Source organism: Solitalea canadensis DSM 3403, assembly GCF_000242635.2.
GTDB classification, from domain to species: domain Bacteria; phylum Bacteroidota; class Bacteroidia; order Sphingobacteriales; family Sphingobacteriaceae; genus Solitalea; species Solitalea canadensis.
The window spans coordinates 2,570,142-2,592,434 of record NC_017770.1 but is presented as its reverse complement, the minus strand read 5'-3'; the positions used below and the strand labels follow the sequence as shown (position 1 = coordinate 2,592,434).

Below are 22,293 nucleotides of genomic sequence, written 5' to 3'. Positions count from 1 at the left end.
AAATATAAAACAATCCTTTATTTGTTCTAATCTCTTCTGTGAAAAGTTATGATCTTCTAATAGTTTTAATTCTTTTTTTTCGAGAAAAACAACCTCCTTTAGATATTTCTTTTTCTTATACAAAAGAAATGGGTCAATCTGAATCCAACCATTACCTTGGCAACTTTGATAACTTTTTTAACCCTCTCAATAGTTTTATTAATTGTGTTTTGATTGTGATTTTTTACTGTTTTAAAATAGTAATCTAGGTCGTCTAAAAAGCTGAGTTTTAAATCTGTTAAAGCAATGTCTGATTTTTTGAAATGATACTTTAAAAATTCTTGAATGTTATTCTGGATGGCAACGAACTTTTGATGAGTCTTTGGAGAGTATTCTTTATTGATAAGGTTTCTCATCTTGTAATTATGATGTTCAAAGACCTGCATTAAAGTTTTCTTCTCTTCATTTACACCGATAAGCTTATTGTAAACTTCATCGATTATAATAGGTTTGTTTTCAACGGATAGAACTGTTATGATTTTTTAAATGTCATTCTCGATCTTAGAAAGATTGTCATTGATAAGTATGGCCTCTGTTGATGCTCCTTTAACTCTTTGTGTTTTTATTATTCCATACTTTTTCCCTCACAGAATGAGAAGTTGAGAATTGTTTCCTTACTCCATTTACTGTTATTCTGCAACAGATAGGAATGGTTCCGTCTGTTTTTGTTTTTGATCTGTATAAGAAATACAGGATGTTTAAATTGTTTATCATACTTACATTATTAATGTTGGATTATTTATGCAAGCATTGATATAATTATCTATTAAACAGAGGTGTATAGAGGTGAAGAAGTATACCTATATGTACCAAAGAAGTGTACCTTATAGTAAACCTAATCAGAGGTAATACAAAATAACAAAGCCCTTAGTTTATCACTAAAGGTTTATCTGTTATCTGTGGTAGCGGAGACGGGAGTAGAACCCGTGACCTCTGGGTTCAAACGCCTGTTAGCGGTTAGACTTTTTATTTCCCCAATTCATTTTTTTTAATTCAAACCAATCTGTCGGGTCACCTTCATAGTCAAACGTTTCTTGAAAGTCAAAACCTAACTTAGTCAATACTTTTTTAGAGTTTACATTTTTGGGGTCGGTAATTGCAAATATTGAATCTACATTCAAATTATTAAATCCGTAGTCTACTATTGCGATTGAAGATTCTGTAGCAAAACCTTTTCCCCAATGCTTTTTCTTAAACCGATAACCGAGTTCGTAAAAATTGTGGTGATTATTTAGTAACTGATTGAAATACTTTAGTCCCGACCAACCAACACATTCATTTGTTACCTTGTCAACTACAGCCCAACGTGCAATTCCATTTTCCTTGTACTGCTTTTTAAGCATTTCAATCACTTTTGTTATTTCGTCAATTGACTTTACAGGATTGTTTTCTAAAAACAAATGAACGTCTGGGTCAGAGTCCATTTCGAATAAGTCATTTTCGTCTGTGTATGCTAATTCTCTTAAAACTAGTCGTTCGGTTTCTGCAAATATTTTCATGCTAGTTAGTGTCTTTAGTGTTGTACGTCTTTTAAGCTGGCCCCTAAAGAGTCCTAAATGCTACTCGTGTTGTGTTGATTATAAATAGTTGCGTTTATACCACTATAGCTGAATTCTTGGTTGACTTCATAGTTGATATTGTTTAGAGGTTTAAGTATTCTAAAATAACTATTCTATTTGAATCTCCAAGTGGTCAAATGTTTACCGAATCAAAGTTCATTATGATGTCAGACCTTGTTAAAATTGTCCATAATGCAATGATGTTGTTTATTATAAACATTTGGCGCATCTGTTGGCGCACAAGAAAAAAGACAATAAAAAAGCAGAAGTGTTTAATAGGGTATAAAACCAAAAAAGGCTCTTAGATTTCTCTAAAAGCCTTTTTTCTGTTGTAGCCCTGATGAAAAATTGTTTGAACACTTGAAAGGAGTTTTATTGATTATTGGGTCAATAAAGAACGACTCAAGTCATTGAATTTATAAGGTTGTATTGGTCACTGAGGTACAGAAGAAGAATGGCATAACTACTTAAATAGTCCTTGGATTGAGACCAAGTATCGCAAAGTAAAATCTGAATTTCCTTCACCTGAGTTAGTAAATGGGCATATTGATAGTGATAGAGAAAATAATTTCAGTTGGTTTACCATTATTTGTGATTTAATGCGAATGTATCCGAATGTGTATGCAGATATTAGCTACACCTTAAATGATACTTCCTTGTTACCTTTACTGAAAATGATTCTGGAAGCTGATACGAGAGTAAGAGAGCGAGTACTATTTGGTACCGATTTTCAAATGGTAAGCAAATCTATTTGTGAAAGAGAGTTTGCTATTAATATACGTTCTTATCTTGGTCCCGAACTGTTAACCAAATCGCTATTGATAATGCGGAACGTTTTCTAAATAATGGATTTTCCACTGTTAAAAATAAGTGGTGGGAGTAATCTAAAAGTAACACTATTGTTTGTGAGTAAAAGATAAGGAGTCAAGGATGACAAGTCAGAAGAAATTTTACATGGCCTACCAGTTAATCTACAGGAGGAGGCAGAAAGACTAATAGAAGGATTATGAGGTATGTACTAGGGCATAGTCGGGGCTTATCTTGAGGCCCTCATCTCAATCGGTTATCCGGTTAAATTATCTCAATAACTGGCAACAAGACATATTGGGTTAATCCTCCTGTTAAAACCGGAGGTATCCAATTAGGCATCAGCATGGGATTGTCTTCTGATCGTTGCAATGACGGTAAACTTATATTTCGGATTTTGAAGAAAATACTCGCTAGAAAGTCTGAATTTAAATAAAAAAGATATCTTGGTTAGTTACTATGAAATTACACTCTAATTAACTGTGATGCTGGAATCTTTTCATTCTATATTAAAAGTAAGAATCCATATTGATTCTGCTATTACCCTAAAATTACTTCGGGCTCGGAATCTTCCGTTGATTATTACTTTCTTGAATCGGGAGTTTAAGGAGAACGAACAAATGATGATCCCATATCAGAGCCTTGTGCAAAAGTTGGGAGATTTTTTAGAGGAGATTGAATATGGAGATGATGATGATGATGAATTTAAATCAGTTAAACTCATCCTTGATTTCGATGAAAAGGCAAAGTTGTATATTGATCGTTGGATAGATTTGAACTATCTGCGCAATATAATGGATGATAGCAGCAAAGTACTTTTTGTGTTGCTTTCAAAGCATACTGAAAAAGCCTTTCAGTTTTTTGATCTATTGAAAGAGAGGGAGTTCGTTGGCACAGAATCTAAGTTTAAAGATATTTTTCATAAACTAAGGGATATAGTTGAAAATGCTAATCCTGATAAAGTGAAACGTCTTGATGAACTTGAAAAGAGAAAACAAACAATTGAGGAAGAAATTAGAAAAATAAAAATCGATGGATTTGTAACAACTTATGAGGACTATCAAGTTAAATCAAGGTATGAAGATATAAACCGGTTGGCAAATGAATTAATTGGTGATTTTAAAGAAGTAGAGGATAATTTTAAAGATATAACAAGAAGAATTTACGAACGTCAACAAAATACGAATCTTTCTAAGGGTAAATTACTTGCTGAGACGTTTGATGCATTATATGAACTGCGGGCAACTGACCAAGGCAAAAGCTTTTATGCATTTTGGCAATTTATGCTCGACGATGTGAGCCAGGCAGATTTTCAGAAATTGACTAAAGAAGTTTATCAGGTCCTGGAAGATCGGGGAATCGAAGTTTCGTCTCGTTCTCTTCGCAAGCTAAAAAATTTGCTTCATATAGCTGCCAGAAGAGTACTTGATAAGAATGGGATATTAGCAGATAAGCTTAGTCGGGAAATTGTGGCAAAAGATCAGCTGGAATCTCGTAAAACAAGAGAGTTAATGTCAGCTATTCGTACGATGGCTATAAAACGTATCAACAAACCATTCGAACGAGACGTCTGCATGGAATTGGATGGAGACGCAGATGTTTATCTTCCTTTGGAAAGAAAACTAGGTGAAAAACCTGAAGTTAACATATTCACTATGAATGCTGAAAGCGCATCCCTAGCTATAGAAGATATAGGGGATTTATCAAAACTCTTCAATGCCGATCTAATAGAGAAGAAATTATTGCTTGATAATATTTACGAACTGCTTTTGGACAGAAGTCAGATCTCATTGAAAGAGATTGTTGAAATAAAGGGAATAACAAAAGGATTATCAGAACTCTTGGCATATATTACATTGGTTAATACCTCTAGTAAATTTTTCATAAATGATACAGTTAAAGAGACAATCTGCTTTGACGATTACCTTAACAAATACCTCGAACTACCTCAAATTATATTTTCAAACTAATTATGGAGTTTATAAATCCTAACATAGCAGTTTATGCAAAGGCAGCAGTTAAATTATTACAAGGGCCTGTATTTGAGGATCAAAAAGAATTATGGGAAGAGATTAACAAATACCATGTAGAGCTGACCCGGTATTTTGAGAAAATAGCGGTCAATGTAATAATAGATAACCGCGATGGGTATGCATATCTTAAACAAATAGAGTTAGATGACTCGGGATTAACTATAGGGCTTATTCGGCGGATACCGCTTAGTTATGACTTGACCTTAGTTTGTGTATTACTGAGAGAATGGCTGCTTGAGTTTGAATCCAATGATGTTGAAACTACCAATCTATATATCACAGTTAAACAATTTAGGGATCGACTTGAAATGTTCTTCAAAGAAAAAACAAATGAGCTTAAGTTTATCAAAGAGCTTAATAAACATTTAGACGCTTGTGAGAAAATGGGTTTTCTTAAAATTGTAAATAAGCAATCGTCCAATTCCGATGACGACCTGTATGAAGTGAAACGTATCATAAAGGCTCGCATAACAAATGATGAACTAACTCGATTTAAACAATTATTAGAAGATGAGCTTAAGTCTGTTTAGTACCAAACCCAATGAATCTGGCTTTAGGTTACATGCTTATGAGATCTGGAATTGGGGAACTTTTGATGATAAGATATGGACGCTCCAGCCCCGAGGCGAGACATCCCTGTTAACTGGTGCAAACGCATCAGGTAAGACAACGTTAGTAGATGGTTTGTTAACCTTGCTAGTACCAGAAAAAAGGATGCGGTTTTATAATCAGACTGCAGGCTCTAAAGGTGAGCGTACGGAAGATAGTTACGTAATGGGAGAATATGGAGAAACAGAAAATGAAATTACAAACGCTAGAGAGATTAAGAGGTTAAGGGCCGAAAAGACTAAGGCCCAATCCATTTTATTAGCTGTATTTCAGAATGAATCCCAATTTGTTACCCTAATCCAGGCACGCTGGTTTGCCGGTGGCGAATTAAAGAGAACATTTATTATCGCTTATAAAGAATTATCAATAAGCAGGGATCTGATGCCTTTTGATAGCAATGGGGACTGGAAGAAGAGATTAAAGCAAAAATACCCTAAACAAGGGAGTAAAGAATTATTGATGTTTATGGATAGCCCTGGCGAATATGGGAGGATGATGAGGAAGGTATTAGGTATGCGTTCAGAGAAGTCACATACGCTCTTTAGTCAAACCATTGGTCTTAAGGTATTAGGGAATCTGGATGAATTTGTTCGCTTTCAGATGTTAGAAGAGAGGGATTCAGAAATCGAATTTCAGAAGATTAAATCCTACTTCAAAACATTAAATGATGCCCACAGAGCAATCGAGAAGACAAACAAGCAGATTGAACTCCTTTCTCCAATTCGTGATGTTGGGGTAACTCTTACCGCTGATAAGGTTGATTTAGTGCTACAAGAAAAGCACCAGGAAATCTTGCCACTATGGTTTGCTAGGAAAAGCCAATCATTAATTGAATCATTTCTTTCTTCAGAGAGCAAAATAAAAGAGAAAGGAGAAACAGAAATAAGTCTATTACAGCAGGAGATTGGAGATGTAGAGGATAAAATCGTAAAAGTATCAGTTCAAATCGAATCCGATGAGGTCGGAAGGCAGGTTGGTGATATTGAAAAAGAAATCAAAAGACTAATTCGGGAAAAGGAGGATAAAGAAAAAGTATTAAAACAGTATAATCGTTTAGCCGAAGAATTAGACTTCCAATTAAACCCAGAATCGGCAAGCTTATTTGAGGAACAAAGAAATACTGCAAAAGATAGTAAATCTAAAGTGAGCATTGAGCTGGAAAAATTGGAAGAAGATCAGTATCAGGCAAAAAGACTTAAGGAAAAGTTGAATGAGCAATTTGATAATATATCCAATGAGCTAAGCATCCTTCAGTCTCAAAAAAATAATATCACTGGCTCTACTGCAAGAATTAGAAAAGAATTATTAGACTATACGGGTGCCTCAGAATTAGAAATCCCCTTTGTAGCTGAGTTAATTAAAATAAAAGGAGATGAAAAATATTGGGAGCCAGCTATTGAAAAGGTTCTGCATAATTTTGCACTTCGTTTAATCGTACCTGATAAATATTATCAGCAAGTAAATGAATATATAAATAATTACGATTTAAGAGGTCGCATGATTTATCAAAGATTCAATAAAAGAGACGTATCCCCAAGATTGTTCCAACAAGTGGATGAAGGTGAATTGATTTATAAGCTTGAGTTCAAAAAAACTGAGTACACCGAATGGGTTCAATCTGAAATTAACAAAAAGTTCAATTTTATTTGTACAGATGATTTGGAATCGTTCCAATTATTAGAAAAGGCTCTTACCAGCAAAGGCTTATTCAAGAATTCCACCCGTCATGAAAAGGACGACAGGCCTGAAGTTAAAAACCAGCAACTATATGTTCTTGGTTGGGACAATAAGGAAAAGTTATCTGTTTTGAAGGGAAAAGCAGCGGAGTTAAATCTTGCGGTATCCGAGTCCGTAAAAAAAATAGAGTATATCAAAAATCAACAGGATAGACAAAAAAACATAGGAGACAATTTAACTCGTTTCATTGAACATGATGATTTCAAAAAGATAGATTGGTGGAGTCTTTCGTCGAAAATTCAGGAAAATAAAATAAGAATAGAAGCACTTCAAAAGAGCAATGACCGAGTTAAAACACTTAAAGATCAGCGAGATGGATTAGTGGCCAATTTGCAAGTATTGAAGTCAAAGTTAGATGGGCTAAAAAATACTATAACTATTATCGGTGCAGAAATAAAGCAGCAGCAGCAGAAACTACGAGAGACGATTGAAATTATTAACAGGTATATTATTCTTCCAGACCAGACAGATATCCTGTGTTTTGAAAACACCTTCATCACTGATATTGATTTAAAATTAGATTCTATTGACAATTTTAGGAAGAGGATACAAAGCATAATCTACGAAAGTATTGAGACCTATAAGGACAAAATAAGATCTCAGGAAAGTGCTGTTGAGACTTTGATGAGAGCCTTTATCAATCCACCACGAAATATTACGGATCAATTTGAAGATTGGAGTTCGGAAACCCATCGTTTAAGAGAGCGGGCTGAGTTTATAGATGAATACATCGCATTGTTAGATAAACTAGAAAAACAGGAACTCGCAGGGTATAAACAACAGTTTAAGAAATACCTTAATGAAGAGATGATTACGAAGATGTCTGATTTTCAGACATGGTTAGAAAGGCAGGAAGAGGATATTGAGGATAACATTGAAACCCTGAATAAATCTCTTGAAAAAATTGATTTTAAGAGTAATCCCCCAACATTTATTAAACTGCATATCGAGAAGGATTATGCCCCACGGGTAAAGGATTTCAAGATCAGATTAAATGATTGGAAGCCTAATCTTATTGAATTCGAAAGAACGAAAGATGATAATATCCTAGAACAAAGTTTTAATAAAATTAAAGGCTTATTGGACTATCTCACCTCGGATGAAACCGCAAGAAAAGAAGTGCTGGACGTTAGAAATTGGCTTAAATTTAAAGCTGTTGAACATCATAAGGAAGATAAAACAAAAATATTTCGGAGCTATACTGGAACGGCAAAGCTTTCTGGCGGTGAAGGAGCTCAACTTACTTACACCATCTTGGGTTCAGCAATTGCTTACCAATTCGGTATTCATCAGGAAGGCTTAAATACTAATTCTTTCCGTTTTATTTGCGTAGATGAAGCATTCAGTAAACAGGATGATGAAAAGGCAAGGTTTTTAATGGAGTTATGTAAACAGCTTCATTTGCAGGTTATGGTAGTGTCACCGGCGAAGGCTGAAGAGGTCGCAATCGTTGAGCCATATATTGCACGGGTCCATTTCGTACAACGTAAGGATAATCGTCATTCCGTTGTTTATGATATGCCAATAAAACAGTTAGTAGAGCATCGGGAAGATTATTTACAGTCTGAATTATCATGATCACAACAACTGAGATAAAGAAAAAAGCAGATAGAATCTACCCCCAAGTACTCCGCTCTGTTTTAACGGAAGAGAATGTTTTCCCATTTCACATTAGAGCTGATAAATCACTTTCAAAAGATTTTGTTTCAATGAGTCGGGAGATTGCCCATATAATGGATGATTCAAAGGATAGAAAAGGGTTCGGTTATACTGTTGTTGCAGAAAGAACCAAGAATAGACTGCATGGTGTTCAAGATATACCAAAAGCTATAATATTTGAAAGTCAAATAGATTTTCTTAAGTATGTTGGCAAGCAAAAGGAGTTTGAAGCTTTTAATTCTGATATCAAAAAGATTTTATCTCTTATTCCTGAATTAAAAGATTGGTGTATCAGTAATCCTCTTTTAGTAATCAATAACTCTCTAAAATGGGATGATTTGATTAAAGTTTGTTTATGGTTTATGAGTTTTCATGAAACTGAGAAATATTATATCAGAGAACTTCCTATTGCCATTGACACTAAGTTTGTAGAATCTCATATAAGCATTTTACGGACGCTTTTAGATGAACTTGTTCCTCATTTAACTAAAATGGAGGAAAGTTTCTTTCATAAACGATTTGGATTAAAGTACCAGGAGCCTCGTATCCGATTAAGGTTTTTAGACAAATTATTAGCTATTGAAGGCAGGTTTACTGACATAAGTCTACCCCTAAGCGATTTTGTAAAATCAAATTTAACGTGTAAGAAGATTTTAATCACTGAAAATATAATGAATTTTCTTACTCTCCCGGATCTAAATGATACTATTGCGATATGGGGTGGTGGTTATGCTGTAACGAATTTAAAAAACATCAAATGGCTATATGATAAACAAATTTTTTATTGGGGGGATTTAGATATTCATGGGTTTGAGATATTATCCCAATTGCGCGGATATTACAGTCATGTAATATCTGTTATGATGGATGAAACAACCCTCCGAGAGTTTAGCATTTATCAAGTTTCAGGAAGCAAATCAAATGTAAGCAACCTTAATCATTTGTCTAAAGAAGAAAAACAATTATATGTGGAATTGAGAACTGGCAATATAAGATTAGAGCAGGAAAGGATACCTCAACAGTATGTTAATAAGTGGTTGGAATCAAGTTTAAGCTAAGTCTGATTAAAATGAAAAAGCGGATGTTTGAGAAGGAGAAAAGAGCGATGTCCCTACTTGTAGATGTTTTCATTTTCAGTTATACATTTCTTTTGGATGATAAATGTATATATCAAATAGATTGATTTGATATAAGTAATGTTAAATATCTTCATTGAAAAACAGTGTTGGAGATTATTTCAGACTTAGTGAGAAGGAAATGAATAAATAAATGATGAGGTAAAAACAGCTATAGTTGATTGGATAAAAATTGCAGCAGGCATTAGTATACCAAGAAGTGAGCAGGAATTAATGGCTTCTGCTTTTAGAATTTAATCTTTGGAAAAATAATGATTGGAATGTAGTAGATTGGTGTAAAGACTTTATTGAATTGTTTTTTAATCAAATTTAGAGTTGTCTGTAAAATAAAAAAAATCCTTGTAAATGGTTGATTTGCAAGGATTTTTTTATTAATCTGTGAGTTGATGGGAATGGAGTTGACTCTTTGTTAACTTTCTTAAGTTGATTAGATTCATACAGGAGCAGTCAAATACTTTTAGATTGAAATATCCATAGTCCTGATGGGAAATTGATTAATTCTAGAAAGAAATTTGAATATACTTGAGATAATTTTGAAATGTAATCAAGAACAAATGATAATTAATTCAAGATGGTAATTATTAAAAAGGTTGGAGCTGTATTCTTAAAACTTCGTAAGTATTTTTACTTAATATTTTTTCCTTTTCTTCAGAAATGTATTCGGATGGATCTATCTGTTCTAGCCCCAATGAACTAGTTAAATAGCCGCTTTGTGCGCCAACCTTGATCCCCTCCCAAATTTAGGACCTTTTAGAAGTAGAGTTTTCAAGTTTCACATTCTACCTGAATAACATGCTCAGGGAGGCAAACGCCTGTTGATTTTAATAACATTTCATCCGGCTACATACCGTTCAAGGCACTGTGTGGACGGTTGTAATTGTAATCCTCCATCCATTCTGCAGCTTTAGTTCTCGCTTGGCCTAAGGTTTTAAAAACATAGGTGTTTAATAGCTCCCTTCGAATGCTGCCATTGCAACGTTCGACAAAGCGTTCTGGGTCGGTTTGCCTGGTTGGATGAACACCAGGGTTACTCTGTTCTCTTTACTCCAATCGTCCAACGGGGCAATGCCTCATCTGGATAATTTGCCCCTAATCAAAAAATCAGCTATAAAACAACAGAACAATAATTTTACACACAAAGAGACATGAATTTCAAACAATATGACGATGGCAAGGATGGCATATCAACATACATAGTTTGTATCCGATATAGTTAACTCGTTAAATTAATTGGAAGAGATTTTATAAAACTATAAGTTGTTAATTTTTTGACTTAATTTTCTCTATGAAATTTCTAGTTACAGATCAGAAAGCTGGTGGCGATCTTTTACTTATAAATGGAGAAGAAAATTTCGGTCGCTTTTACTATGGCCGTGATCAAGAAAAGAAATACTTCACCATTGTTTGGAATCGCGGTGAAAAGCAAACAGTCACAATAGATAATGTGGAACATGATTTTATGCCCAACACTGTTCTGCCGCTCATGTTCAATCAATCCTTTTACTTTGAGAGAGCTTCTGATGTTGTAGCGTGGCAGTTTAATCGTGAGTTTTATTGCATCATTGATCATGACGCAGAGGTAAGTTGCGTAGGATTTTTATTTGGCATGGGAGAGGTGCTTTTTATCAATCTTGATGACGCTGCTCAAAATAGGCTTCGGTTGTTATTAAATATCTTTATAGAGGAGATTAATACTCAGGATAACATTCAAAATGAAATGCTGGTAGTACTCTTGAAACGTCTCATTATATTTATCACACGGTTGGCGAAATCTAAATACATACCCGATCCGAAACTTAATGACGAGCGATTAGATGTATTCCGCAAGTTTAATTTATTGGTCGAGGCTAATTTTCGTACCGAACATTCAGTAAATTACTATGCTCAATTATTAAACAAATCGCCTAAAACGTTATCCAATCTTTTTGCTTTATACAATCAGAAAACTCCAATACAGGTTATTCAAGATCGAATAATCATAGAGGCTAAAAGACTTTTATCCTATACTAATAAATCAGCTAAAGAAATTACCCACGAATTAGGGTTTGATGATGCAGCTTCTTCTGTAATTTCTTCAAACGACACACCTCTTTATCCCCCCTTGAGTTTAGAAATAATAGGGAAAATGTTTCCCTCGGGAAATAATTACAAACCTTCGGGAAATATCCTCATTCTCCAGCCACAATTACTGCTGCATCTTTGTATTGTTGATCAGGCATAAAAAATCAACCGATACAAAATGAAAACTTCAAACTTAATTAACCAATCAAAAAGTGGTATATTATCTACCGTAATTGTTTTATCATCAATTGTAAGTTTAACTATGGAAACTAACGCCCAAACAACAAAAGAAGTAAAAAATGTGGTTTTAGTACATGGTGCATTCGCCGACGGTTCAGGATGGAAAGCACTTTATAATGTACTTACCAAGAAAGGCTATCATGTCACAGTTGTACAAAACCCACTAACCTCATTAGAAGATGATGTTGCCGCAACAAATGTTGTATTAGACAATCAGGACGGGCCAACTATTCTTGTAGGCCATTCATGGGGTGGTGCAGTGATAACGGAAGCGGGCAATCATCCAAAGGTGGTAGGTTTAGTTTATGTTGCAGCATTCCAACCTGATAAAGGAGAATCGGCGTTACAATGGTTGCAAACAGCTCCTCCTGCTCCGGAAAATGGAGTATTACCTCCAAATGATAAAGGAATAGTTTATTATGATAAGGCTAAATACCATGCAGGTTTTTGTGCCGATATCAGTAAAGAAGAGGCTGATTTCATGTACGCTTCACAAGGTGCCTTTTACGCCAAAGGTTTCGTTACTCCAATAACTAAAGCAGCATGGAATGATAAACCAACCTATGGACTTGTTGCAACTGAAGATAAGAGTATTGCTCCGGAGATTCAACATAATATGTACAAACGCTCAAACACCAAGGTTACTGAAGTAAAAGGCAGTCATGTGATCTTTATGTCGCAACCCGAAGCAGTTGCTAAAGTAATTGAGGAGGCCGCCCATAATGCGTCAAATAACAAATAAAGTTTAAGTGTATTAAGCTTAAGAATATAAATGGGTGAGCATTTCTGCTGGCCCATTTTTATGTTCAGTTGTTACTTATGGGAATGTTTATTCTGCAATTAACTTTTTGCTGCTAACAATTCAGTCGGTGCATAACCAAAATGCTTTTTAAATGCGAAGGAAAAATGTGAAAGATTCTCAAACCCAACTTCATAACAAACATCTGTAGGCTTCTTTCTTTTCTCCACAAATTGATAATGTGCAAGTTCCAAACGTTTTTGGGTTAACCATTTCTGAGGAGTGGTGTCAAAAGTTCTTTTAAAATCCCTCTTAAATGTTGTCAGGCTTCTGCCGGTAAGATATCCAAATTTTTCCAAAGGCATATTGAACATAAAGTTCTTTTCCATATAACCTGCCAGGTCAATCTTACCGGGTTCCTCGAAATTTGTCAGTATGTTGTCGATGCTGGAATCGATGGATCGCAGGATGCTTACAGCTTCCGTAATTTTGAGATTGGCAATATCCGCAGGCAATTCCTTCATATCAAAATAGGGTATCAGTGACGAAAGGCAACTTTGCAATAATGGATGATTATTATAATGGCGAATTTTTTGCTCGCCTGCCACTATTGGTCTGAATGTAATCTTGTCATAGAAATTCCGCAGCCATTCAGTAGTCAGGTGCATCACCACTGTTTGATGTGGCAACCCATCTTTAGGATAATTTATTATAGTTGCAAGCTGGTTTCTCGGTATTAAAAATATATCACCTTTTTGAAATAAATAAGTTCCCTCAGCCTGCACTATTTTAGTTTCTCCGGAAATGAACCAGATAAGCATGTGGTGTTCAAACATGATGTCCGATTTGAAGAATTTGTCCTGGTAGCAGGAAAGCTTGATGTCTTCGGTGATGTATTTTGCCTGATATTCCATATGTGAAAAAATAAGGTGAACTATACAGAAGTAGTTCTTAACAAATTTAATCGATAAACTATTTAGCTTGTTTACTATGTTAAATTTACTATTTATAAGGGGCCGCTGCTTAGCCTTTAAATCCAAAATTTTGATTATGAGAAATGATAGCCTTTGGGTTGCATACATTCAAAAAGGATGTAAGTAAAGCATAGATTTCTAATCCCATCATAAATCTCACACAGTTTGTTTGAATGATGTGTTGTTAATAAACTATTCGTTACTTTTTTCTTTGATGCACCCATTAATTGATCTGTTATAAGAAGGTAAGATCGTCCTGGTACATTGTTTTTAAGCAGCCGATGGGCCTCAATAACGCTCTCGCCATACAGTTTGCGAAAGCCTTCGATAGAAAATTCCATCATCTCTCCAGTGAGCAATAGCTTTGAGAGAAAGGTCCAGTTTAAGTTCAAACTTCTCTTGTAGTTTTATGATCTTTTCATCGAATGCCGATTTCATTTTCTCAAATTGTTCATAAAGCTCATCTTCTGTTGGAATGGTTTTCCATTTAAAGAAGAAGACTGCATCACCCTCTATTTCTGCAATCTCCATTTCCAGCCGGTTATGCCGGATGATAGTAGAAAGCAATTCCTGAGTAATGATTTGTCCGGTTATCAAGTCGGTGCTTCGAACCAATTCAGTGAAGCCACTAATGTCTGGAATGAACACCAAGCCTTTTTTGTTGTTTGTACAATTCCCCTGACTTACTATTTTGTTGTTGTTTGATATTAAAGTATCCATAGAGATTGTATTTGTAGGTGAATGTTACCTAACCGGATAATGATAGTTTAATACCTTCTTACTTAGCTTATATCGAACACAATTCCAGTCATTTCTTCGGTGAGGGCCCACAGACGCTTTGCGTCGTTCTCATCCAATGAATATTGCATTACGCCGCTTTGGTGAAGTTTTGCACTGATTTGATCGGAGTAATCCACTGATAACAATTCGGCGATATCCCCATCCTCACAATATACGCCACCGATCGTGTTGAGCATCGAACTGGTTGCAGCCCATACAGTAGTTGCAGCGCCTTGGGGAATTGTTTTTAACGAGACTAAGATTTCTGGATGAACATTGCCTTTTTTATCTAATAATCCCATTTTCTTTAAGAGATCTACTGATGCTTCCCTACCTAATTCTGTATCTGCGATTGATCCCGGATGTAGTGAATAGGCCCGCACGTTGAATGATTTTACTCGATTATCCAGTTCCAAAGCAAATAGATTGCTGGCTGTTTTGGATTGGCCATAAGCCTGTAATGTTTCGTACTCACGGTGCTTAAAATTGGGATCGTCGAAAGAAAACGGTGCCATGTGGTGGCCCAGTGAAGACACATTGATCACCCGTGCGCCATTGGCTTGTTTCAGTGCAGGCCATAGTTTTGCAGTTAAGTGAAACTGGCCGATGTAGTTGGTTGCTAATTGTGATTCGAAACCGCGACTGTCTTTACGCAATGGTACCCACATGATACCTGCGTTATTGATCAATAAGTGCAGTGGTCGGCTTGATGCAAGAAATTTTTCTGCAAAGGAATCAATAGAAGCTGGATTCATAATGTCCAAGACATCGATCTCTACATTAGCAATACCCTCGAGATTTTTCCGGGCCTTGTTTACATCTCTGGCGGGTACGATTACTGTCGCTCCTGCGGCAGCCAGTGTCTTTGTAGTTTCTAAACCAATACCTGTGTTGCCGCCTGTTACGATAGCAATCTTACCAGTAAGATCAATGCCTTTGATAACTTCTGTAGTTGTTGATTTGGCGTTGAAGCCTGAGCCGAGCGGGTGTTGAAGTGCACCCTGATAGTTGCTTTGTTTCATTTTTAATTTCGTTTTGTCTATACAAAAGTAAAACAGGTTGTTATCGCGGGTTTTGTTTAAAAGGCCTATTTTACTTTGTTTAAAAGGCCATATGGTGTTGAATTAAATTCATGTAATTTATAGGTGATAGGATTTCTATTTACTCAGCTACATTTTTAATGTAAACGAATTAAAAGCAGATAGTTCATATTAATTAATTGTTAATCAATTATTTGGTAAGTATTAAATTTTACAAAACTGGAAAAACGGGTAGTCGTGATCTGTTTTCTAAACGTACTATGGGTGTAATTTTTACAAAAGTTATTTATTCATGGATAGTCAATTGTTTAGAAAGTACTTTTCCGGGAAATGTAATGAAGAGGAATGCAAGGAGGTCGAAAAATACATTTCGTCACATCCTTCTATAGTGGATCAGTTTTTAGAAGCAGGGTGGGGACGATCGACGGAAGAAATTTCAACTGAAGTATCAACCAAACTAAAAAATAACCTCTACCGATCAATAGCGCAAGAATCAGAGGTGATTCAACAGAAAGCCATTAATCATTTCTCTTTTTTAAAGATTGCCGCCGCCATTGCGCTTTTAATAGCTTTTGGAGCAGGTCTTTTCTATGTATACAACTATAGAAACCAAGTAAATGAACAGTGGGTTCGAATTGATAACCAGGGATCAAAGATCAAGTCTGTAAGTATGCCGGATAATTCGATAATCTGGTTAAACGCTAACTCTTCAATTAGTTATTCCAATTTATATAATACTACAAAAAGAGAGCTTAAGCTGTCGGGCGAAGCCTTTTTCCAAGTTACAAAAAATCACCAAAAGCCATTCATCGTTCATTCGGGAAACATTAGTACTACCGCCTTGGGTACTTCATTTAATATTAGTGCTTATGAAAAAGATCAGATTGTGAGGGTTGTACTTGTAACAGGAAAAGTTGCTGTTGATTTAAAAAAATCATTTAATAATGAAAAAAGGGTAATTCTTACTCCAGGAAAAATGATCGAGTTTGAGAATAAAAATGCAAAATGGACATCTTCTATGATTAATACAAACTCAGTTACCTTATGGAGAAATAACAAACTCGTATTTGTTAATGAACTGCTACCTGATGCATTGCGAAAATTAGCAAGACATTATCATGTTAATATTCGGTTTAATGAAGAAGAATTATCACACCTATACTTCGACGGAACATTTGAGTCTACTGAGGAAAAGGAAAGGGTTTTAAAAACGGTTCTTTCGATCTATGGCCTAACTTATAAAACCACACCTAATGGATATGAAATTCTAAAGAACAAAAAATAATAAAGGGTACCGCTAAGATACCCTTACATCAGTTTATTACTTGCAATAATAAACTGTAGTCAATTGATATTAATCACTAAAACAAAGTTATGAATCTTATTTACTTACAGTTAAAAAAAAGTAATTTTTTCAAACCGTCATTACAAATCTTCGTTTCTACATTGCTGGTAATAGGGCTGTTAACTTATACTTACGTTAATGCTCAGGCTGTGCCTAATGAAAAAATCAATATTAATTTAAAAAATACTACTGCTGAAAATGTAATAAGAGAGATAGATCGTCAAAGTAGTTTAAGCTTCTATTTTGATCCGGTTCAACTGCGGGAGATGAAAGTAAAACATGCTTATTATCTCAATATGGGTCTTAATGAAGTATTTACTCACCTCAATAAAACCATGGGACTAATTTTTGTTGCAGATGGCTCGAATATTAGTGTGAGCAAGACCAAAATTACTTCACTTAAGGAAGTTAAAAAAGGTAGACTTATAGGACAGGTAATTGATGATTTAAATGAACCTTTGGCAGGTGCAACAATCCAAGTTGAAGGAACTACCATAGCTGTTCAAACCAATATTGATGGTAATTACTCTTTATCACTTGATCCGGGTGTTTATACCATATCCTATAGTTTTATTTCCTTTCAAACAAAAAGAATTAGTGAGATAAAAATCAACTCAGGTGAAACTACTACCCTGAATGTTGAATTGCTGCCTTCTGTGAAGGAACTAGGCCAAGTAGTAGTTACTTCAACTTTTCAAAGAGAATCAGCAAATGGTTTATATGCCATTCAAAAGAACAATGCTATTGTTACGGATGGTATATCAGCTGAACAAATCAAAAGAACTCCTGATAAAAATATAGGTGAAACGCTTAAAAGAATTAGTGGAGTAAGTACTGTTGATAATAAGTATGTGGTGGTAAGAGGATTAAGCGAGCGTTATACATCGGCTACTTTAAATGGAGTCGTAATGCCAAGTACTGAGATCAGCAGAAAGAGCTTCACTTTCGATATTATTCCAACCAATTTGGTTGATAATGTTGTAGTTGCTAAAACATTTACACCGGATATGCCGGGGGAGTTTGGTGGAGGAGCTGTTTTAGTGAATACCAGGGATTTACCTGTTTCTAATTTTACTTCTTTTACAATTGGAACCAGTATAAACGATCAAACCACCGGAAAGGAAAGCAGAGGGCTTCAACGTGGAAATAACATGTATTGGGCAACCTATAATACGGATCGTAATTTCCCTCAAAATGCATATATCTACAATGGAGTAACCGAACAATTCCCAACTCAGGCTACTCCTGAAGCTAAAGAGCAGGTTTTACAATCTTCAAAACTTTTTAGCAATAATTGGCAAGTGTATGGCTATCAAGGCAAACCAACTCAGAATTATCAATTCTCATTGGGACGATTGTTTCCATCAAAAAAGTCAAACGAGGTTTTCGGAATTACCGCTTCCTTAAATTATAGGAACAACCAGAATACGCAGCAGGTTTATTCGACTCGTGGTGGTTTTGACCAGGGAACCAATGGCCAGCGCTATTTATTTAATACTTCGATGGGTGGTTTATTGGGACTTGGATTTAACAGCCCAACGTATAAAATCAGTTTTCAGAATTTCTATACTCGTCAGCTTAATAATTCCTTTTATGAGCGCGTTGGACAAGAAGCGGGTAAATCAGTTTACAATATGCAGGATGTTACCGAGCAAGCCGTTTTGTGGCAATCGGTTCTAAAAAATGAATTTGCCATTAGTAAAAATGGCGATAAACTCATGCTTAATTTGGGTTACATAAATCTTAATAAAGAAAGTCCGGATAGCCATTTCTTAAGAGGCGATATTTTAAAGACATCTGCAACAGATAGCTCTATTTACAATTACTCCAATACTTCTCAACGTGATCGTATTTGGCAATCCGTAAAAGAAAATTCTTTTAACTGGGATTTAGCCTATAGTTATCCAATAAACCGAACCACGCTAAAGATGGGGTATAACGGCTGGTATAAGGACCGTTCATTCAGTGTGAAGACAGGAACATCGATAGGGTGGAGAGCTTATGCTCCATTAAGTGAAATGTTTGATTACACTACCGGAGAATGGAACCCGGGAGAAGGTTTAGTTATTTCAGGCATTTATAATGATGCTTTTAAAGGAGGGATGACGCTTCATGCGCTTTATGCAATGGCCGATCAGCAATTGGGTCAGAAATGGCGTTTGGTTTGGGGAGCCAGGGCGGAATATGTGGATGTTAGTAAGCGCAACAATTACATTTTAAAAGTGCAGGAAAATTTCCCAGGTTATGACCTTAGTCAGATTGCGGTGCAGGAGAAAAACTGGAATTTCATGCCTTCTGTTAACCTTACTTATAAGCTAACAACTAAAACAAATATCAGGGCAAGTTATGCTCAAAGTATCATTCGTCCAGATATGAGGGAGCTGGCTTACTTTAGTATCTATGATTATGAATATGATAATTTGCTGTCAGGAAGCTTTGTAAAATCGACCAAAATCAATCATTACGATCTTAGAGCAGAATGGTATCCAGCTGCCGGTCAGATTATTTCTGCAAGTTTGTTTTATAAGCATATGAAGAATCCTATGGAACTTCAAAACGGCGGAACCTCATCGTCTCTGATAAATAATAAGTATGCAAAAAATATTGGTTTAGAGATTGAAGCACGTAAATCATTGGATTTCGTATGGAGTAAATTGAAGAATATTACCATTTACGGTAATTATACACAATTACTAAAAAGTGAAGTTCAACAGCAAGAGTTAAAGTTCGAACTGGATAATACTCAAAAAACCGCTTCCATAAATTATGTGGATGCTGATAAGGTACAACGACCAAGTGCAGGACAGTCTGATTACCTTGTAAATGCCGGTTTATACTTTGACAGCAAATATGTTGGGGTAACAGCATCTTACAACTATGTGAGCAATAAAGTTTATATGGTTTCTAACAATCCTGCAAGCACTCAATTTCAATATACTCCTGGTAATGTGGATTTGCAGTTAAGTACTAAACTACTTAAGCAAAAAGCTGAATTAAGATTCAATATTGCCAATTTGCTAAACAATAACACCATCATCTACCAAAATAACTTTACACCCAAAGAGTTTGCTCAAATACAAAATGAGGGCTTCAAGGATAGAAAGCTATTTAAGTATAATAAGGATACCGATATGAAAATATTTGAAGCCAATATCGGCAGAACATATTCAATCAGCTTTTCCTGCAATTTCTAAACCTGGAATTAATCTATCAATTAAAAATTATCATCATGAATAAAATATCAAGAATGGTTTATGCATTAGGCGCATTAACTGGTTTACTAGTTGTTCAGGCTTGTGAGAAGGGTGAACCAATTGAAGGGAAGAATTATTCCAATATCAGTATCGTTAATCCAATTGCGGGAGCTCCTGCTTTAGATATTTTCATTGACAACGAAAAAATCGGGGCATTAACTGAAAATCCTGTCCTGAAAATCACCGAAAGTGGTAATAAGAAACATTTAGTACTCCAAAAGGAAACAGGTGAAAAAGTAGTAGACACCTTGATGAACTTTGCTGCCGGGGAAAATTATGCTTATAAATTTGTTTACGATGGGGGAGCTTTGCAATTCTTTTTGGCTGACAAAAACGCTGTTGAGCCTAAACCGGATGCGGGTCATTACAAAATAAGAGTAATAAATACCTTGAAACAAGGTACAGGAAAACTAAACCTTTATTTCTATAAACTCGATATCAACACATTTGAGTTATCTCCAACACCTTTTGCAGAAATTAAGAATGTGGGTAGAACTCAATTTTCGGACTATTTCCTAATCGAGAAATTGGATAGTAACCTTTATTGGACATTAGTGAAAGTGGAAGATGCTCAAACAGGAGAAATGTTAGCTGATGTAATCCTTGATCTGGGACTTTTCGGTGCTTATTTGGGAGGGCTCTCTCCACTAGAAAACTGGGTGTATAATATGTATATCTATCCAAGTGCCGACCCTTCAATGCCTGTTAATATCGATAATATCTACATTGATAAATAACCAATTGAATACGCAGAACCTGTATTTAGTCATTTATATTAATCACTCACATGAAAAAACATTTATTAACTCTTGCAATTCTTGCAACCGTGATTGCAAGTGCATGTAAAAAAGACGAACAAAATCCTGCAAGTGGGCAGTTTCTTGGTCGCAATGTAGGCGCTGGTACTTTACCGTCTTGTGCCGACTCGGTAATTAAAGGTCAAATTACTTCAAACCTTTATTTATCAAACACTAAAAAATATACCTTAAAAGGTATTGTATCAGTGGTTAACAACGCAACCATTAAGATCGCTCCGGGAGCTGTCATCCAAGGTGATACTTTGTTAGATGCATCAAGTGCTAACCCTGTAAAACCAGGAACATTGGTTGTTACCCGTGGTTCAAAAATCGATGCTCAAGGTACTGATACTGCTCCAATTGTATTTACTTCTAAAAAAGCTACCGGTTCACGCCTTGCAGGTGATTTTGGTGGTATCATTATTTTGGGTAAAGCTCCAAATAACCAGAGCACTAACCAAGGTATTGAGGGATTGGATCCAATCGCTCCATTTGATAACAAATATGGAGGTACAGATGCTGCTGATAACTCAGGAACATTAAAATATGTACGCATTGAGTATGCAGGTTACGTTTTATCTCCTAACAATGAGATTAACGGCTTAACATTTGGATCTGTTGGAAGTGGTACTACTATTGATTTTGTACAAGTTACTAACTCATTTGATGATTCATTCGAGTTTTTCGGTGGTACTGTAAATGCAAAACACCTTGTATCAGTGTCTGCTCGTGATGATGACTTTGATTTTGACTTCGGTTATTCAGGTAAAATTCAGTTTGCTGTAGCGGTTCGTAATCCTAATGCTGCTGATGCAAGTGCATCAAACATGATTGAGTGCGATAACGATGCAACCGGATCTACTAACACCCCTCAAACTAAACCAGTATTATCAAACTTTACGTTAGTTGGTGTTCAAACGCAAACAGAGGCAAGTGCTACAACCTTAGGTCCAGGTCCATTGAACGATGGTAAATTTGGTAGAGGTAACCACTGGAGAAGAAATTCAAACCTGATTATGGCCAACTCAGTTATCTTCGGTTTAAATGACGGTGCATACTTTGATAGCCAAAATGTTATCGATAAATACTGTGCAGGTAACTTCCACCACAATTTAGTGCATGGTTTTGTAAAAGCAATTGCAACTACCGGCGGAGCTCCAGTTTGTACTATTCCAACAACCGGAGCTGATAGCTATAGCAATACCTTGTACACTGGTGCTAACCCTAACACTTCAATTAAATTAGTTTCTCCGTTCTATTCAACAAGCGGATGTGCAGATTTCCGTCCAAGTATTGGTTCACCTGCATTAAGCGGAGCCTCATTTACGGGTGACTTAACCAATGCATTCTTTACTTCTACTACTTATAGAGGTGCATTTGCTGCAGGAACAAATTGGTTGGCAAACTGGGCTAACTGTAACCCACAAAATACTGTTTACTGTCAATAGATAAATAATTAATCAAACTTATTTGATTAACTACAG

General features: G+C 35.6%; 16 protein-coding genes and 2 pseudogenes. 11 read left to right on the top strand and 7 right to left on the bottom strand.

Annotated features, from left to right (window positions below):
* Positions 1 to 98 precede the first annotated feature (98 nt).
* From SOLCA_RS22360 to SOLCA_RS10735, 3 genes are all read right to left on the bottom strand, one after another.
* Positions 99 to 425, bottom strand: a complete 327-nt coding sequence (locus SOLCA_RS22360; protein ID WP_281048057.1) for a phage integrase SAM-like domain-containing protein — start codon at positions 423 to 425, stop codon at positions 99 to 101.
* A 160-nt stretch (positions 426 to 585) separates the two neighbouring features.
* Positions 586 to 753: an Arm DNA-binding domain-containing protein gene (locus tag SOLCA_RS22805; protein WP_081479992.1), complete on the bottom strand. Its 168-nt coding sequence runs from the start codon at positions 751 to 753 to the stop codon at positions 586 to 588.
* A gap of 236 nt (positions 754 to 989) precedes the next feature.
* The gene (locus tag SOLCA_RS10735) at positions 990 to 1,538 is read right to left on the bottom strand and encodes a GNAT family N-acetyltransferase (RefSeq protein ID WP_014680471.1); all 549 of its coding nucleotides are present in this window, start codon (positions 1,536 to 1,538) and stop codon (positions 990 to 992) included.
* 659 nt (positions 1,539 to 2,197) lie between these two features.
* Between SOLCA_RS10735 and SOLCA_RS10730 the strand changes: the two genes are divergently transcribed.
* The 5 genes from SOLCA_RS10730 (at position 2,198) to SOLCA_RS10710 (ending at position 9,501) form a co-directional block, all read left to right on the top strand.
* Positions 2,198 to 2,440 carry a hypothetical protein gene (locus tag SOLCA_RS10730; protein WP_157604554.1) on the top strand — a complete coding sequence of 81 codons (243 nt, stop codon included), beginning with the start codon at positions 2,198 to 2,200 and terminating at the stop codon, positions 2,438 to 2,440.
* A 450-nt stretch (positions 2,441 to 2,890) separates the two neighbouring features.
* Positions 2,891 to 4,375, top strand: coding sequence for a DUF3375 domain-containing protein (locus SOLCA_RS10725; RefSeq protein WP_014680470.1), 1,485 nt, complete (start codon positions 2,891 to 2,893; stop codon positions 4,373 to 4,375).
* A 2-nt stretch (positions 4,376 to 4,377) separates the two neighbouring features.
* Positions 4,378 to 4,968: a DUF4194 domain-containing protein gene (locus SOLCA_RS10720; protein ID WP_014680469.1), complete on the top strand. Its 591-nt coding sequence runs from the start codon at positions 4,378 to 4,380 to the stop codon at positions 4,966 to 4,968.
* Positions 4,949 to 8,362, top strand: a complete 3,414-nt coding sequence (locus tag SOLCA_RS10715) for an ATP-binding protein (protein ID WP_014680468.1) — start codon at positions 4,949 to 4,951, stop codon at positions 8,360 to 8,362. The genes SOLCA_RS10720 and SOLCA_RS10715 overlap by 20 nt, the downstream gene beginning before the upstream one ends.
* Positions 8,359 to 9,501 (top strand): Wadjet anti-phage system protein JetD domain-containing protein, encoded by a 1,143-nt coding sequence (locus SOLCA_RS10710; protein ID WP_014680467.1) that lies wholly within the window; start codon positions 8,359 to 8,361, stop codon positions 9,499 to 9,501. The genes SOLCA_RS10715 and SOLCA_RS10710 overlap by 4 nt, the downstream gene beginning before the upstream one ends.
* Before the next feature lie 918 nt (positions 9,502 to 10,419).
* Here the strand turns inward: SOLCA_RS10710 and SOLCA_RS23965 are convergent.
* Positions 10,420 to 10,557: pseudogene (locus SOLCA_RS23965) on the bottom strand (integrase core domain-containing protein); the annotation flags it as partial.
* A gap of 307 nt (positions 10,558 to 10,864) precedes the next feature.
* Here SOLCA_RS23965 and SOLCA_RS10705 point away from each other — a divergent pair.
* The gene (locus tag SOLCA_RS10705; protein ID WP_014680466.1) at positions 10,865 to 11,800 is read left to right on the top strand and encodes a helix-turn-helix domain-containing protein; all 936 of its coding nucleotides are present in this window, start codon (positions 10,865 to 10,867) and stop codon (positions 11,798 to 11,800) included.
* An 18-nt stretch (positions 11,801 to 11,818) separates the two neighbouring features.
* On the top strand, positions 11,819 to 12,622 hold the full coding sequence (locus SOLCA_RS10700; protein ID WP_014680465.1) for an alpha/beta hydrolase: 804 nt from the start codon (positions 11,819 to 11,821) through the stop codon (positions 12,620 to 12,622).
* Between the two features lie 98 nt (positions 12,623 to 12,720).
* On the opposite strand, the gene SOLCA_RS10695 is transcribed toward SOLCA_RS10700, so the two are convergent.
* The 3 genes and pseudogenes from SOLCA_RS10695 to SOLCA_RS10685 all read right to left on the bottom strand — a co-directional run bounded on the left by SOLCA_RS10695 (position 12,721) and on the right by SOLCA_RS10685 (position 15,395).
* Positions 12,721 to 13,533: a helix-turn-helix domain-containing protein gene (locus tag SOLCA_RS10695; protein WP_042479655.1), complete on the bottom strand. Its 813-nt coding sequence runs from the start codon at positions 13,531 to 13,533 to the stop codon at positions 12,721 to 12,723.
* A 134-nt stretch (positions 13,534 to 13,667) separates the two neighbouring features.
* A pseudogene (locus tag SOLCA_RS23960) lies at positions 13,668 to 14,124 on the bottom strand (DUF2652 domain-containing protein).
* A 251-nt stretch (positions 14,125 to 14,375) separates the two neighbouring features.
* Positions 14,376 to 15,395 (bottom strand): SDR family NAD(P)-dependent oxidoreductase, encoded by a 1,020-nt coding sequence (locus SOLCA_RS10685; protein WP_014680463.1) that lies wholly within the window; start codon positions 15,393 to 15,395, stop codon positions 14,376 to 14,378.
* Between the two features lie 310 nt (positions 15,396 to 15,705).
* On the opposite strand from SOLCA_RS10685, the gene SOLCA_RS10680 reads away from it, so the two are divergent.
* The 4 genes from SOLCA_RS10680 (at position 15,706) to SOLCA_RS10665 (ending at position 22,257) form a co-directional block, all read left to right on the top strand.
* Positions 15,706 to 16,698: a FecR family protein gene (locus tag SOLCA_RS10680; protein ID WP_014680462.1), complete on the top strand. Its 993-nt coding sequence runs from the start codon at positions 15,706 to 15,708 to the stop codon at positions 16,696 to 16,698.
* Positions 16,699 to 16,787: 89 nt separating this feature from the next.
* A complete protein-coding gene (locus SOLCA_RS10675; protein ID WP_014680461.1) occupies positions 16,788 to 19,952 on the top strand; it encodes a TonB-dependent receptor domain-containing protein in 3,165 nt (1,054 codons plus the stop codon).
* Between the two features lie 35 nt (positions 19,953 to 19,987).
* Positions 19,988 to 20,749 carry a DUF4397 domain-containing protein gene (locus SOLCA_RS10670; protein ID WP_014680460.1) on the top strand — a complete coding sequence of 254 codons (762 nt, stop codon included), beginning with the start codon at positions 19,988 to 19,990 and terminating at the stop codon, positions 20,747 to 20,749.
* Between the two features lie 50 nt (positions 20,750 to 20,799).
* A complete protein-coding gene (locus SOLCA_RS10665) occupies positions 20,800 to 22,257 on the top strand; it encodes a hypothetical protein (protein WP_014680459.1) in 1,458 nt (485 codons plus the stop codon).
* The last annotated feature ends 36 nt before the right edge of the window (positions 22,258 to 22,293 follow it).

What these genes read in the sequence shown, in the direction of transcription:
- SOLCA_RS10725 (WP_014680470.1), top strand. Translation starts at nt 2,891, where the DNA reads ATGCTGGAATCTTTTCATTCTATATTAAAAGTAAGAATCCATATTGAT.
- SOLCA_RS10730 (WP_157604554.1), top strand. Translation starts at nt 2,198, where the DNA reads ATGCGAATGTATCCGAATGTGTATGCAGATATTAGCTACACCTTAAAT.
- SOLCA_RS10700 (WP_014680465.1), top strand. Translation starts at nt 11,819, where the DNA reads ATGAAAACTTCAAACTTAATTAACCAATCAAAAAGTGGTATATTATCT.
- SOLCA_RS10735 (WP_014680471.1), bottom strand. Translation starts at nt 1,538, where the DNA reads ATGAAAATATTTGCAGAAACCGAACGACTAGTTTTAAGAGAATTAGCA.
- SOLCA_RS22360 (WP_281048057.1), bottom strand. Translation starts at nt 425, where the DNA reads ATGCAGGTCTTTGAACATCATAATTACAAGATGAGAAACCTTATCAAT.
- SOLCA_RS22805 (WP_081479992.1), bottom strand. Translation starts at nt 753, where the DNA reads ATGATAAACAATTTAAACATCCTGTATTTCTTATACAGATCAAAAACA.
- SOLCA_RS10720 (WP_014680469.1), top strand. Translation starts at nt 4,378, where the DNA reads ATGGAGTTTATAAATCCTAACATAGCAGTTTATGCAAAGGCAGCAGTT.
- SOLCA_RS10710 (WP_014680467.1), top strand. Translation starts at nt 8,359, where the DNA reads ATGATCACAACAACTGAGATAAAGAAAAAAGCAGATAGAATCTACCCC.
- SOLCA_RS10665 (WP_014680459.1), top strand. Translation starts at nt 20,800, where the DNA reads ATGAAAAAACATTTATTAACTCTTGCAATTCTTGCAACCGTGATTGCA.
- SOLCA_RS10715 (WP_014680468.1), top strand. Translation starts at nt 4,949, where the DNA reads ATGAGCTTAAGTCTGTTTAGTACCAAACCCAATGAATCTGGCTTTAGG.
- SOLCA_RS10695 (WP_042479655.1), bottom strand. Translation starts at nt 13,533, where the DNA reads ATGGAATATCAGGCAAAATACATCACCGAAGACATCAAGCTTTCCTGC.
- SOLCA_RS10685 (WP_014680463.1), bottom strand. Translation starts at nt 15,395, where the DNA reads ATGAAACAAAGCAACTATCAGGGTGCACTTCAACACCCGCTCGGCTCA.
- SOLCA_RS10680 (WP_014680462.1), top strand. Translation starts at nt 15,706, where the DNA reads ATGGATAGTCAATTGTTTAGAAAGTACTTTTCCGGGAAATGTAATGAA.
- SOLCA_RS10705 (WP_014680466.1), top strand. Translation starts at nt 10,865, where the DNA reads ATGAAATTTCTAGTTACAGATCAGAAAGCTGGTGGCGATCTTTTACTT.
- SOLCA_RS10670 (WP_014680460.1), top strand. Translation starts at nt 19,988, where the DNA reads ATGAATAAAATATCAAGAATGGTTTATGCATTAGGCGCATTAACTGGT.
- SOLCA_RS10675 (WP_014680461.1), top strand. Translation starts at nt 16,788, where the DNA reads ATGAATCTTATTTACTTACAGTTAAAAAAAAGTAATTTTTTCAAACCG.